The following is a 13,218-nucleotide window of genomic DNA, read 5'->3' as shown; positions in this document are numbered from 1 at the left end:
CCCCGGTCAGGACGCGGCGCCCTGGCCGCCGCGCGGCTGCTTCACCGGCGGCTCGCCGAGCACGGCGTCCTCGGTGGTGATGCCCTCGACCTCACCGCCGACGATCTCGAGCGTCTCGATCCGGCCCAGTGCCATCAGGTCGTCGCGCGCGGCCTCGAGGTGTGCGGCCGTGGCCTGCGGGGCGCGCACCGTCACGGAGAGCACCGGCGTCTTCTGCGAGACCTTCGCATCGGACTTCAGGCGGCGCACCACGATCGCGGCCTGGGCGACCGCGTCGAGCAGGGCGGCGTCCTGCCCCGCGGCGGCCTCGCGCAGGGGCGCGGCCTCGGGCCAGGGCTGGGTGTGCACCGAGCCGTCCCGCCACCACGACCACACCTCCTCGGTCGCGAAGACGATCACCGGGGCGAACAGCCGCAGCTGCACCTCGAGCGCGATCGCGAGCGCGGCCCGCGCGGAGTCCGCTCCGGCCTGCCCGGTCGCGGAGTTGCCGTGGGCGCGCTCCTTGACCAGCTCGATGTAGTCGTCGCAGAAGGCCCAGAAGAAGGGCTCGACGAGCTCGAGCACCCGCGCGTAGTCCATGTCGTCGAAGGCGACGGTGGACTGCTCGACGACCTCGGCGAGGTTCGCCAGCAGCGCCCGGTCCAGCGGATCGGTGACGACGGCGGGATCGGCGGCCAGGCGGCCCGCCGGATCGGCGGGGGCCTCGCCGAAGCCGAGCGCGAACTTCGAGGCGTTGAGGATCTTGATCGCGAGACGACGGCCGATCTTCATCTGGCCCTCGTCGAAGGCGGTGTCCACGCCCTGGCGGGCCCGGCCGGCCCAGTAGCGGACGCCGTCGGAGCCGTGCTGCTGCAGCAGGCCGATGGGGGTGACGACGTTGCCCTTGGACTTGGACATCTTCTTGCGGTCCGGGTCCAGGATCCAGCCGTTGATCGAGGCATGCTTCCACGGCAGGGCGTCCTGCTGCAGGTGCGAGCGGACGATCGTGGAGAACAGCCAGGTGCGGATGATGTCGTGGCCCTGGGGGCGCAGGTCCATCGGGTAGACCTTCGAGAAGAGCCCATCGGACTCTGCGTCGGAGTTCCAGCCGCCCGCGAGCTGCGGGGTGAGCGAGGACGTGGCCCAGGTGTCGAGGATGTCCGGGTCCGCGACGAAGCCGCCGGGCTGGTTCCGCTGCTCCTCGGTGAAGCCCTCGGGCACGTCGATCGTCGGGTCGATCGGGAGCCGGTCCACGGACGGGGTCAGCACGGCGTCGTAGTCCGTCTCGCCGTCGGCGCCGACGCCGTACCAGACCGGGAAGGGCACGCCGAAGAAGCGCTGGCGGGAGATCAGCCAGTCACCGGCGAGGCCCTCGACCCAGTTGCGGTAGCGGGACTCCATGTGGGCGGGGTGCCAGGTCAGCTCCTTGCCGCGGGCGATGAGCGCATCGCGCAGGCCGCCCTCGGACTGGTCGCGGCCGCCGTTGGTCAGGTACCACTGGCGGGAGGTCACGAACTCGAGCGGCTTGTCGCCGTTCTCGTAGAACTTCACCGGGTGGGAGATCTTCTCGATCTCGCCGGTGAGGTCGCCGGACTCCGTCGCCATCTCCACCACGCGCTTCTGCGCGCTGAACACGGTGAGCCCGGCGAGCTCGGCGTAGTTCGCCTGCCCCTCGGGGGAGGTGATCCACGGCGTCTCCGGGAGGAAGCGGCCATCGCGGCCGATCACCGAGCGGGTGGGCAGCTCGAGCTCGCGCCACCAGGTGACGTCGTTCGCGTCGCCGAAGGTGCAGATCATCGCGATGCCGGCGCCCTTGTCGGGCTGGGCGAGGGGATGGGCGAGCACGGGCACCTCGACACCGAACAGGGGCGAGGTGACGGTGGTGCCGAACAGGCCCTGGTAGCGCTCGTCGTCGGGGTGGGCGACGAGGGCCACGCACGCGGGTAGCAGCTCGGGGCGGGTGGTCGCGATGACGACCTTCTCGCCGGAGCCGTCCGTGCGGGTGAAGCCGAGGCGGTGGTAGGCGCCCTCGCGGTCGCGATCCTCCTGTTCCGCCTGGGCGACGGCGGTGCGGTAGGTGACGTCCCACATGGTGGGGGCCTCGGACTGGTACGCCTGGCCGGCGGCGAGGTTCTCCAGGAAGGCTCGCTGGGAGGTCGCGCGGGAGTGGGCGTTGATGGTCTGGTAGCCGTGGTTCCAGTCGACGGAGAGGCCGAGGGCGCGGAAGACGTCCTCGAAGGACTTCTCGTCGATCTCGGTGAGGCGCTCGCACAGCTCGATGAAGTTGCGGCGGGAGATCGGCAGCTGGTTCGCGGCCTTCGCCGACTTGTTGTCGCCGCCTTCCTGCGGGGGCGTGAAGTCAGGGTCGTAGGGCAGCGACGGATCGCAGCGCACGCCGTAGTAGTTCTGCACCCGGCGTTCGGTGGGCAGGCCGTTGTCGTCCCAGCCCAGCGGGTAGAAGATGTTCTTCCCGCGCATGCGCTGGTAGCGGACGATCATGTCCGCCTGCGAGTAGCCGAAGACATGGCCGACGTGCAGGGAACCCGAGGCCGTGGGCGGCGGGGTGTCGACGCTGAACACCTGATCACGGGTGGTCTCCGGATCGAAGGCGTACAGCTGCTGCTCGCTCCATACGCCGTCCCACTTCTCCTCGAGGCCCTCGAGGGAGGGACGATCGGGGATCGAGGTCTGGGCGTCAGGGCGCGATGCGGTGTCGGTCATGCGGGACATTGTTCCAGGTCTGCGGAGCGGTGCAACGCAGGCGTCGGCAGTGTGAGCGCTGTCGCGTCACGGCACCCGCGCGGTCCACTCCTCGGTGCCGAACTTCGTCTCGACGAGCTGCCGCGCCCGCGCGAGCTCGTCCTCGGTGTAGGTCGACTCTGCCGTGTCGTAGCGGGCGCGGAAGTAGTCCAGGAACCCGTCGATGATCCGCTCCCGGGCCAGTCCCGACTGGGAGCGCATCGGGTCCACGCGCTTGTTCGCGCTGCGGGTGCCCTTGTCGGAGAGCTTCTCGCGGCCGATCCGCAGCACCTCGCCCATCTTGGCGGCGTCGATGTCGTAGCTCATCGTCACGTGGTGCAGCAGCACGCCGCCCGCGAAACGGCGCTGGGCCGCGCCCCCGATCTTGCCCTGCTCGGAGGCGATGTCGTTGAGCGGCACGTAGCGGGCCTTCACCCCGATCTCGGCGAGGGCGCCCATCACCCAGTCGTCGAGATAGGCGTAGGCCTGCTCGAAGCTCAGCCCCTCCACCAGCGAGGTGGGGACGACCAGGGAGTAGGTGATGCAGTTGCCCTGCTCCATGAACATGGCGCCGCCGCCGGTGATGCGCCGCACCACGCCGATGCCGTGCCGTGCCGCGCCCTCGGGGTCGATCTCATTGCGCAGCGACTGGTAGGAGCCGATCACCACGAGCGGCGAGTCCCAGTCCCAGAGGCGGAAGGTGGGCCCGCGCCGACCGGCGACCATCTCGAGCGGCAGCACCTCGTCGAGCGCCACGTGCATCACGGGCGGCAGCACGACGGGAGGGATCACCTCGAAGGTCAGGTCCTCCCAGCTCGAGGCGTGCCCGAGCGCGCGGCGCACCGCGATCGCGACCGCCTCGGCGTCGAAGCCGATCATCTGCACGGGCTCGGGGCGCCCGGCGAGGCGGTCGGTGATCGCGGCGGCGAGCTCGGCGGCGGTCGCCTCGGTGGGCATGCCCCTCAGGGCGGCGTTCAGGTCCTCGAGCGCCTCGTCGGGCTCGAGGAAGAAGTCGCCGAAGACGTGCGCGGAGGCGATCCGGCCGTCTGCCGCCGTCACGTCGACCGCGACCAGCTTCCCTCCCCGCACCTTGTACTCGCCGTGCAGGACCTGCGTCTCCTCGGGGGTCACCATGGCTCCATTGTGCGCTGGAGGGACGGGGGCCGCGGGCCCGGGACCGTACCTCAGCGGATCGTCAGCGAGCGCAGCGCCTTGTGGACCTCCCAGACGAAGTCCGCCGTCGACTGGCTCTTGCGGGGCGCGACCGCGTAGGTCTCGGACGGCCGGTCCGGGGTCTCCTCGCGGGTGACCCGCGGGATGAGATTCCGCCACTCGCGCGAGCCGCCCACCCACAGGCGGTACTCGGTGCCGGAGTCATCGCCGCGCTGCACCAGGCGCACCCCGAAGGAGGTCGCGGTCAGGGCGGGCTGGCGGCGGGCGGGGGCGAGGTCGAAGCCGCGGTCGCGCAGCAGCATCGGGTTCAGCACCGCCCACAGCAGCAGCCGGGCGCCCTCGACGGCGGAGGAGGCGGGCTCGCCGATCAGCTCGCCCGTCTCAGGCGGGGAGCCGGCCTCGGTGCGCCAGGCCGTCCGCCGGGACAGTTGCGCGAGCCGCTCCTCGGCGTCGGCACGGTCCGCCTCGTCCACCAGCGCGCCGATGCCGAGCGGGACCGGCGACTGGCCGGTGCGCAGGAAGTGCACGGGGGAGCCGTGGTCCGTCTCCGCGAACTCGAGGCCGGTGCGGGTGCGGCCCACGCCGGCCTGCAGGTGGGCGTCGGTCTGACCGCGGCGGGTGGAGAAGCGGGGACTGGTGCCGAACAGGGTCCGGGAGGCGTGGTGCAGCACGTCGAGGTGGGCGCGGAACTCGCGGGCGGTGTCCTTGTCGGTGAGCAGGCGCTTCGCGTCCACGGGGAACTGCACGACGGGTCGGCCCGCGTTCTCGCCGACCTCGCCGAGGGTCTCCCAGAGATGGGCGTGACCGGGATCCGCCTTCGGCATGCGGCGGCCGACGCGCGCCCAGCTGGTGGCGACGACGCCGTCCGGCACCGGTCCGTCGAGCTCGGCCCGATCGGTGTGGCGGGCGATCGCGAGCAGCAGATGCTGCGGGGAGGATCCCAGCGCCGTCCGCATCTGCTGCAGCTGGGCGGTCGAGAAGGGCCCGCCGACGCGCAGCGAGATCGCCAGGCGCGCCCCGTCGTCGCTCTCGGTGTCCGAGGGGAGCAGCTCGGCGACGAGGTCTGGGGAGGAGCGACGCAGCCGCGGGGCGGCCGTGATCGAGCCGGTGGTGTGCTCCGTGCGACCCACCACGCGCAGAAAGGCGTCGCGGCTGCGCGGGGACATCAGCACGAACTCGAGCATGTGGCGCAGCATCACCTCGACGCGCACATTGCGCTCGGACCAGTTCTCGAGATCCGGGGAGGAGGAGGCTCGGTCGACGGCATAGGTGAGCATCTGGCCGACGGTGGCGTATGAGCGGGCCATGGTCCTCCTTCTCGCGGGGTAGTCGTCCATTATGTCCCCGCCCAGTCTGTGACATCGCAGGTGGGAGGGGAAGGCGTGTGACGACGACGCGAGATGCCCGGATCGGTCAGGCGGTGGGGCCGTTCTGGGCTATCCGCCGCACCAGGTCCTCGATCGCGGGCTCGCTGAGGGAGAGGTCGCGCACCTCCGCCTGGGCACCGATCGCGGCGAGGATCCCCGGCACCGTGTGCTCCTGCCCCGAGAAGCGGAGCCGATGCCGGATCCCGTCGGCCTCGACCCCGGACTCCTGCACCCCGGGCGGCAGCTCGAGGTGATCCCGCGGGGCGGCGAGGTCGACGATCAGCTCGCGCGGCGCGCCGAGGTGGCGGCGGAAGTCCTCGAGGGAGCCGTCGTAGGCGACCGTCCCCTCGCTGACCACGACGATCCGCTCGCAGAGCCGCTCGACATCGCCCATGTCGTGGGTGGTCAGGAAGAGCGTCGAGCCCCGCTCCGCGCGGTCCTCGCGCAGGAACCGCCGCAGCCCCTCCTTCGAGACCAGGTCCAGGCCGATCGTCGGCTCGTCGAGCACCACCAGCTCGGGGGAGTGCAGCAGCGCCGCCGCGACCTCGCCGCGCATCCGCTGGCCGAGGGACAGCTGGCGCACCGGGCGGGAGAGGAAGGTCGCCAGGCCCAGGCCCTCGACGAGCCGCTCGAGCCGGGCCTCGCGCTGCCGCTCGGTGAGGCGGTGCATGGCGCCGAGGATCCCGTAGGACTCCCGCAGCGGCAGGTCCCACCACAGCTGCGAGCGCTGCCCGAAGACCACCCCGATCTCCCGCGCCAGACGGCGCCGCTCGGGCACCGGATCGCGCCCGAGCACCCGCACCGAACCCGCCGTCGGCCGCAGGATCCCGGTCATCATCTTGATGGTGGTCGACTTCCCGGCGCCGTTGGCGCCGACGAAACCCACCGCCTCCCCGCGTTCGATGCGCAGGGAGACCTGGTCGACCGCGCGCACGATCCGTCGGCGCCGCCGACGCTCGCCCGGCTCGGCCGCGCGGACCGCGTAGTCACGGCGCAGGTCCTCCAGCACGACGGCGGGGGAGGCGGGGGCGGTGGCGGCATCGGGTCGGGTGGGTTCGGGGGTGTTCATCCGCCGGCTCCTGTGTATCTGCGGACCCCCGCCCGCCAGAGCACGGCCGCGACGATCCACACCAGTACGGCGGCGGGCGCGCCCGCCCAGCCGGCCGACGTCGGGATCAGCGCGGGACCGGGCAGGTCCAGCAGGACGAGGGTGGGGGCGTAGGCGACGAGGGTCGCCGGGATGACGAAGGTGAAGAAGGCCCGCAGCGGCAGGGCGAACACCGCACCGGGGGTGGTGGCGACGTAGTTGCCGCCGTAGGTGAAGGCGTTCGCGAACTCGCGCCCGTCGATCAGCCAGAACTGCAGGGCCCCGGCGAGCACGAACAGGCCGCTGAAGATCGCGGCGCCCGCGAGGGGCGCGATCACGGCGAGCAGCAGCGTCTCCGGTCGGGGCGAGAAGTCGGCGACGACGAGCGCCGCGACGTACATGACCAGGCCCACGCCGATCCGGCCGATGCGCCGCAGCGACAGGTCCAGGCTCGAGATCTGCAGCAGCATCGGCACCGGGCGCAGCAGCAGGGTCTCGAGCTTCCCCGAGCGGATCGCGGCGGAGAGCGAGTCGGTCTCCCCGAAGAACATGTCGGCGAGGCCGAAGGCGAGGGCACCGAGCCCGTAGACCACCGCGACCTGGGCGAGGGTCATCCCGCCGAGGGTGCCGACGCGGGTGAGGATCACCCACAGCTCGAGGAACTCGATGCCCACCACGAGCAGCTGGCCCAGCACGTCGGCGAGGAAGCTGGTGCGGAAGGTCGCCTGCGAGCGGATCCGGGAGGCGTACAGCATCCAGATCATCCGCGGCGTCGAGACCGGCCGGTCCGCGGGGTCGAGCCGGCCGGCAGGGGCGGTGCGCTCAGCCACCCTGCACCTCCAGGCTGCGCACCCCGGCGCGGAGCACGGCCCAGGCCGCGAGGGCGAGCACTGCGATCCAGCCCGCCTGCACCGCGACCAGGCCCGCCGCCTCCGCGACGGGGATCCGCCCCGAGAGGGTGTCGATCGGGGTCTGGATCATCGAGGGGAAGGGGGTGGCGCGCGCGATCGCGAGCAACCAGTCGGGGAACCAGACGATGGGGATCAGGAAGCCCGACAGCAGGTTCATCACCGCCATGTACACCACCGACAGGCCGCGGGTCTCCACGAGCCAGAAGGCGGCGAGGTTGACGAGCATGTCCGCGAGGAAGGCGAGGGTGATCGCGAGCAGCAGCGAGAGCAGCCCCAGCGGGTAGGACAGCGGATCCTCGGGCAGAGCCAGGCCCGTGATCAGGGCGCCGATCAGCAGCGGCGGCAGGCCGCGACCCAGCAGGAGGAAGGAGGAGCGGCCCAGCTTCTGCGCGTAGAAGAGGGTCAGGAAGGGCACCGGGCGGAGCAGGTCCACGGCGATGTCGCCCTGGTGCACCCGCTGCGACACCTCGCGAGTCCCGAAGGCCTCGATCGGGGCGAGCAGCGCCTGTCCGAGCCACACGTAGGTCGCGGCCTGCAGTGCGGTGTACCCGGCCAGCTCGCCGTCGGCCGTCGCGATCGCGGCGAACAGGATCGAGGCCCGGATCAGTCCGAACACCGAGTTGGTGAACACCCCGGCGGCGGTGGCGAGACGGTAGGTCGAGTACTGCCGGAAGGCGGCGACGGCGACCCTCCAGTGCACGGACACCCGCGCGACAGTAGCCATCCGCGAGGCATGCCGCAAGGGGTGACGATCGGCCCGGACCTCGGGCGGTCTCCCGGACCAGTAGCCTGTGGCGGTCTCGCCCCCCTCCTCCTGAACCGGACTGCCATGAACTCCGTCGACACCCCTGCCGAGAGCACCGTCGCTCCCGACCCCGCGGGCCCGGCCGCTCCGCGTCGTCCCCGCTTCGGCCTGCTGCCGCGGATCGCGGTCGCGATCGTGCTCGGCATCCTGCTGGGCCTGGTGATGCCCGAGGCGATCGCCCGGGTCTTCACCACCTTCAACGGCCTCTTCTCGGGCTTCCTCGGCTTCCTCATCCCGCTGATCATCGTGGGCCTCGTGACCCCGGCGATCGCCGAGCTCGGCCGCGGTGCCGGGAAGCTGCTCGCCGCCACGGCGGGCGTCGCCTATCTCTCCACGATCGTCTGCGGCTTCTTCGCCCTCGCGCTGTCCCTGCTGGTGCTGCCGGGGATGCTCGACGGCGCTGAGGTGGTGAGCCTCGAGAACCCCGAGGACTCCGCGATCGCCCCGTACTTCTCGATCGAGATCCCGCCGGTCTTCGAGGTGATGACCGCGCTGGTGCTCGCCTTCTGCCTCGGCATCGGCCTGACGCTGGTGCGCCGCGGCGCCCTCCAGGAGAGCTTCGAGCAGCTGCGCACGATCGTGGTGCGCACCATCGAGGCGGTCATCATCCCGCTGCTGCCGGTCTACATCTTCGGCATGTTCCTGGGCCTGACCATGAACGGCCAGATCTGGACCGTGATCGGCACCTTCCTCGCCGTGGTGCTGCTGGTGTTCGCCATGACCGTGGTGGTGCTCCTGGCGCAGTACACCGTCGCCGGGCTCGCCGTGGGGAAGAACCCGCTGCGGATGCTGTGGACCATGGCCCCGGCCTACATGACAGCGCTCGGCACCAGCTCCTCCGCCGCGACCATCCCGGTCACCCTCGAGTGCACCAAGCGCAACGGGGTGCCCGAGGCGGTCGCCGGCTTCGTGGTGCCGCTGTGCGCGACCATCCACCTCGCCGGCTCGACGCTGAAGATCACCACCTTCTCCGTGGCGATCATGCTCGTGACGGGCATGCCGATCGACATCTGGGCGCTCGCCGGCTTCGTGCTGATGCTCGGCGTGGTGATGATCGCGGCACCGGGCGTCCCCGGCGGCGCGATCATGGCGGCCGCCGGCATCCTCTCCTCGATGCTCGGCTTCAGCGAGGCCGCGGTGGGGCTGATGATCGCCTCGTACATCGCGATCGACTCCTTCGGCACCGCCACGAACGTCACCGGCGACGGTGCGATCGCGGCGATCATGGGGCGCCTGTCCCGGGGCCGCGTCTCGGGGGACCTCTCGGTCGACGAGGCCCCGCACCTCCAGGGCACCTGAGCCGAGCGGCGGCGGCCCGGGCGGCGAGATCCCGGCGGACCCGTGACCGGATCGTGACCCGGCGTCCCGGGCGGTGACCCGGGGCCGACGCAAGTCCTTCCCGCCGCGCACGCTCGGCCCATGCCGAGCACTCCGAGCGCCCCCGCGGGCGGCGACCCCGCAGGCGCCGCCCCGTCGGGGACGGCGACGCACTGCCCCTACTGCGCGCTCCAGTGCGCGCAGACGCTCACCGCCGCCGCGGGAGGCGGGGCCGACGGCGGGCCCGTGCTCACCGTCGAGGGCCGTGACTTCCCCACGAACCAGGGCGGCCTGTGCCGCAAGGGATGGACGTCCGCGGAGGTCCTCACCGCCCCCGACCGGCTCACCGCGCCGCGGCTGCGCGGCGCGGACGGGGTGCTGCGGGAGGTCGGCTGGGACGTGGCCCTCGACCACGTCGCGACCCACCTGCACGAGCTGCGGGAGCGCTGCGGTGCGGATGCCGTCGCCGTGTTCGGCGGCGGCGGGCTCACCAACGAGAAGGCCTACGCGCTCGGCAAGTTCACGCGGGTCGTCCTCGGCTCGCGGCTCATCGACTACAACGGCCGCTTCTGCATGTCCGCCGCGGCGACGGCCTCGAACCGCTCGCTGGGCCTGGATCGCGGCCTGCCCTTCCCGCTCCCGGACCTCGCCGGCGCGGACTGCGTGCTGCTGCTCGGCTCGAACCTCGCCGCGACCATGCCGCCCTTCGTCCAGCACCTCGAGGGCGTGCGCTCCCGCGGCGGCCTCGTGGTCACGGACCCGCGCGGATCGGCGACGGCGGCGCTCACCGCGGAGGGCGCCGGCGTGCACCTCGCCCCGGTGCCCGGCACCGACCTCGTGGTGCTGCTGGCCCTGCTCCACGTGGTGCTCGCGGAGGACCTCGTGGACCACGAGTACGTCGCCGCGCGCACCACGGGCCTCGAGTCGCTGCGGGCGAGCGCCGCCGCCTGGTGGCCCGAGCGGGCGGAGGCCGTGTGCGGGGTCCCCGCCCGGCGGCTGCGGCAGGTCGCGCGGATGCTCGCCGATGCCTCCCCGTCCCGCGGCGGTCGCGGCGCCTATGTGCTCACCGGCCGCGGGGTCGAGCAGTCCACCCAGGGCACCGCGACCGTCACCGCCGCGATCGACCTCGCCCTGCTGCTGGGCCTCGTGGGCCGTCGCGGCTCCGGCTACGGCCCGCTCACCGGCCAGGGCAACGGGCAGGGCGGTCGCGAGCACGGGCTCAAGGCGGATCAGCTTCCGGGCTACCGGAAGATCACCGACCCGGGGGACAGGGCGCATGTCGCCGCCGTCTGGGGCGTGGACCCGGAGTCCCTGCCCGGCCCGGGCGTCCCCGCCGTCGAGCTGCTCGGCATGCTCGGCACGGAGGGCGGTCCCTCCGCGCTTCTCGTGTGCGGGGCGAACCCCGTCGTCTCCGCGCCGGACGTCTCCCGGGTGCGGGAGCGGCTCGCCGCGCTCGACCTGCTCGTCGTCATGGACACCGTCCCGTCCGAGACGGCGCTGCTGGCCGACGTCCTCCTCCCCGTCACCCAGTGGGCGGAGGAGGAGGGCACGATGACAAACCTCGAGGGCCGCGTGATCCGCCGCCGTCGGGCGCGGGAGGCCCCGGGCGGGGCGCGCAGCGAGCTGTGGATCCTCCGCGAGCTCGCCGCGCGGCTCGGCGTTCCGACCGGCTTCCCGGCCGAGGCCTCCGCCGTGTTCGACGAGCTCGCCCGGGCCTCCGAGGGTGGCCGCGCCGACTACTCCGGTCTCAGCCATGAGCGGCTGGACCGCGAGGGGTCGATGCACTGGCCCGTCCCCGGCCCGGACCATCCGGGGACGCCGCATGCGCTGCTCGACGGCTTCCCGACGGCCGACGGCCGTGCCCGCCTGCTCCCGGTGACCCACGAGGACCCGGCCGATCCGCTCCGGGCCGATGCCCCGCTGCACCTGGTCACGGGGCGCCTGCTCGAGCAGTACCAGTCCGGGGCGCAGACCCGCCGGGTGCCCTCCCTGCTCGCCGCGCGGCCCGCGGCCTTCGCCCAGATGCACCCCCTGCTCGCGGACCTCCTCGGCATCGAGGACGGCGAGGAGGTGCTGCTGCGCACCCGCAGCGGCGAGCTGCGGGTGCCGGCGGAGGTCACCGAGGAGATCCGGCCGGACACCGTCTTCATGCCCTTCCACTACCCCGGGGAGGGGAGCGCGAACCTGCTCACGGGCAGCGCGACCGATCCGCTCTCCGGCATGCCCGGCTTCAAGGTGACGGCGCTGGAGGTGCTCCCCGCGCCCCGGCCCGTCCCCGTCCCCGATGTGGTCACCGTCCAGCAGAGGAGCATCGTATGAGGATCGTCGTGATCGGCCACGGCATGGTCGGATCCCGGGTCGCCGCGGATCTCGCGGCGGCGGATCCGCAGGCGCGCCTGACGGTGCTCGGCCAGGAGGACCACGACCCCTACAACCGGGTCCAGCTCTCCTCGGTGGTCGCCGGGAAGGCGGATCCCGCCGCGCTCGCCCTCGAGCAGGTGGGGCCGGAGCGGGCGCGCGTGCTGCGCGGCGTGCGGGCCGTGCGCATCGACCGGGCCTCGCACCTGGTCCACGACGAGCTCGGGGAGGCGCATCCCTACGACCGTCTGGTGCTCGCGACGGGCTCCGCGGCGCGGATCCCCGACGTCCCCGGGCTGCGAGCGCCCGGGGGCGCCGCGGAGGAGTCGCCGCTCGTGGACGGCGTGAGCCCGCTGAAGGACCTCGACGACGCCGAGCGGATCCTCCGCCGCTGCGAGGGCGGCGGCGAGGTCGTCGTCCTCGGTGCGGGCGTGCTCGGCATCGAGGTCGCCACGGGACTCGCCGGCCGCGGGGCGCGGGTGACCCTCGTCCATCACCGTGAGCGGCTCATGGAGCGTCAGCTGGACCGCGACGCCTCGGAGATCGTGCACGGCGCGCTCGAGACGCTCGGCATCACCGTGGTCACCTCGGCGAGCGCGACCTGCGTCGACGCGCCGGAGGGCCGTCTCGAGACGGTGCACCTCTCCGACGGCTCGGCGCGGCCCGCGGACCTCCTCGTGCTGTGCACCGGCACGGTGCCGCAGACGGCGCTCGCCGAGGCGGCGGGCCTCGAGTGCGGGGTGGGGGTCCTGGTGGGGGAGGACCTCTCCTGCCCGGGGGACCCGGACGTCTTCGCGATCGGCGACTGCGCCCAGCCTCCCGAGGGGGCGAGCGGGCTCGTCGCCCAGGGCTGGGAGCAGGCGCGCCGGCTCGTCGAGTCCTGGAGGCCGCGGGAAGAGGAGGCGCGGGCACCCGCGCCGCCGCGCGGGACGGGCGGGGACCTGGTGCGGGTCAAGGCGGTGGGGCTCGCGCTCGTGACCATGGGCCGCATCGAGCGGCCGGGGCCCGGCCTGCACGCCCCGCGGTCCGTGCGGCTCGCGGATCCCTCGGGCGGCCGCTTCACCGAGGTGGTCGTGCACGAGGGGCGCCTCGTCGCGGCGACGATCGTGGGGGACGAGGACGCCGCGGCGGAGCTCAGCGCCGCGTTCACCCTGCGCACCCCGGTCCCGCGGGACCCGGTGCACCTGCTCGCCCGTCCGCTCGCCGCGCGGGCCGCGGCCCCGGCGGCCTCCGCGGCGGACATGGCAGAGGACGACGTCCTGTGCCAGTGCAACGGCGTCACCAAGGGGACCGTGTGCGCGGCGGTCGCGGGCGGCTGCGGGAGCACGGCGGAGGTCTCGCGGGCCACGCGCGCGGGCACCGGCTGCGGCACCTGCCGCTCCCGGATCCAGGAGCTGCTGGACGCCTCCCGCGACCGGGAGCCCGCCCCCGTGTGAGCGTAGCCCCTCTTGCCCGCGCGGGAGCGCGACTCCTACCCTTAAC

At 73.1% G+C, this 13,218-nt stretch carries 9 protein-coding genes; 3 read left to right on the top strand and 6 right to left on the bottom strand.

Annotated elements, in window-relative coordinates:
• Positions 1 to 6: 6 nt before the first annotated feature.
• From valS to V1258_RS10805, 6 genes are all read right to left on the bottom strand, one after another.
• Positions 7 to 2,700, bottom strand: coding sequence for a valine--tRNA ligase (valS, locus tag V1258_RS10830; protein WP_329749711.1), 2,694 nt, complete (start codon positions 2,698 to 2,700; stop codon positions 7 to 9).
• A 66-nt stretch (positions 2,701 to 2,766) separates the two neighbouring features.
• Complete coding sequence (locus tag V1258_RS10825; protein ID WP_329749748.1) at positions 2,767 to 3,825, bottom strand: lipoate--protein ligase family protein; 1,059 nt, start codon at positions 3,823 to 3,825, stop codon at positions 2,767 to 2,769.
• A 77-nt stretch (positions 3,826 to 3,902) separates the two neighbouring features.
• Positions 3,903 to 5,198 carry a hypothetical protein gene (locus V1258_RS10820; protein ID WP_329749710.1) on the bottom strand — a complete coding sequence of 432 codons (1,296 nt, stop codon included), beginning with the start codon at positions 5,196 to 5,198 and terminating at the stop codon, positions 3,903 to 3,905.
• 106 nt (positions 5,199 to 5,304) lie between these two features.
• The gene (locus V1258_RS10815; RefSeq protein WP_329749709.1) at positions 5,305 to 6,327 is read right to left on the bottom strand and encodes an ABC transporter ATP-binding protein; all 1,023 of its coding nucleotides are present in this window, start codon (positions 6,325 to 6,327) and stop codon (positions 5,305 to 5,307) included.
• Entirely contained in the window at positions 6,324 to 7,175 is an 852-nt protein-coding gene (locus tag V1258_RS10810) for an ABC transporter permease (protein ID WP_329749708.1), read from the bottom strand. The genes V1258_RS10815 and V1258_RS10810 overlap by 4 nt, the downstream gene beginning before the upstream one ends.
• Positions 7,168 to 7,980, bottom strand: coding sequence for an ABC transporter permease (locus V1258_RS10805; RefSeq protein WP_442878614.1), 813 nt, complete (start codon positions 7,978 to 7,980; stop codon positions 7,168 to 7,170). Before V1258_RS10805 ends, V1258_RS10810 begins: the two co-directional genes overlap by 8 nt.
• Positions 7,981 to 8,085: 105 nt before the next feature.
• Here V1258_RS10805 and V1258_RS10800 point away from each other — a divergent pair, with 105 nt between their 5' ends.
• The 3 genes from V1258_RS10800 to V1258_RS10790 all read left to right on the top strand — a co-directional run bounded on the left by V1258_RS10800 (position 8,086) and on the right by V1258_RS10790 (position 13,172).
• Positions 8,086 to 9,360, top strand: a complete 1,275-nt coding sequence (locus V1258_RS10800) for a dicarboxylate/amino acid:cation symporter (RefSeq protein WP_329749706.1) — start codon at positions 8,086 to 8,088, stop codon at positions 9,358 to 9,360.
• A 120-nt stretch (positions 9,361 to 9,480) separates the two neighbouring features.
• The gene (locus V1258_RS10795) at positions 9,481 to 11,697 is read left to right on the top strand and encodes a molybdopterin oxidoreductase family protein (RefSeq protein WP_329749705.1); all 2,217 of its coding nucleotides are present in this window, start codon (positions 9,481 to 9,483) and stop codon (positions 11,695 to 11,697) included.
• Positions 11,694 to 13,172: an FAD-dependent oxidoreductase gene (locus V1258_RS10790; protein WP_329749704.1), complete on the top strand. Its 1,479-nt coding sequence runs from the start codon at positions 11,694 to 11,696 to the stop codon at positions 13,170 to 13,172. Before V1258_RS10795 ends, V1258_RS10790 begins: the two co-directional genes overlap by 4 nt.
• The last annotated feature ends 46 nt before the right edge of the window (positions 13,173 to 13,218 follow it).

The organism is Brachybacterium sp. J153 (genome assembly GCF_036311905.1).
GTDB lineage: Bacteria > Actinomycetota > Actinomycetes > Actinomycetales > Dermabacteraceae > Brachybacterium.
Note: the sequence above shows the minus strand (reverse complement) of the source record. Positions and strands in the feature narration are given on the sequence as shown.

Coding starts and splice junctions, on each gene's coding strand:
- valS (WP_329749711.1), bottom strand. CDS start 2,700: ATGACCGACACCGCATCGCGCCCTGACGCCCAGACCTCGATCCCCGAT.
- V1258_RS10820 (WP_329749710.1), bottom strand. CDS start 5,198: ATGGCCCGCTCATACGCCACCGTCGGCCAGATGCTCACCTATGCCGTC.
- V1258_RS10815 (WP_329749709.1), bottom strand. CDS start 6,327: ATGAACACCCCCGAACCCACCCGACCCGATGCCGCCACCGCCCCCGCC.
- V1258_RS10805 (WP_442878614.1), bottom strand. CDS start 7,980: ATGGCTACTGTCGCGCGGGTGTCCGTGCACTGGAGGGTCGCCGTCGCC.
- V1258_RS10800 (WP_329749706.1), top strand. CDS start 8,086: ATGAACTCCGTCGACACCCCTGCCGAGAGCACCGTCGCTCCCGACCCC.
- V1258_RS10795 (WP_329749705.1), top strand. CDS start 9,481: ATGCCGAGCACTCCGAGCGCCCCCGCGGGCGGCGACCCCGCAGGCGCC.
- V1258_RS10790 (WP_329749704.1), top strand. CDS start 11,694: ATGAGGATCGTCGTGATCGGCCACGGCATGGTCGGATCCCGGGTCGCC.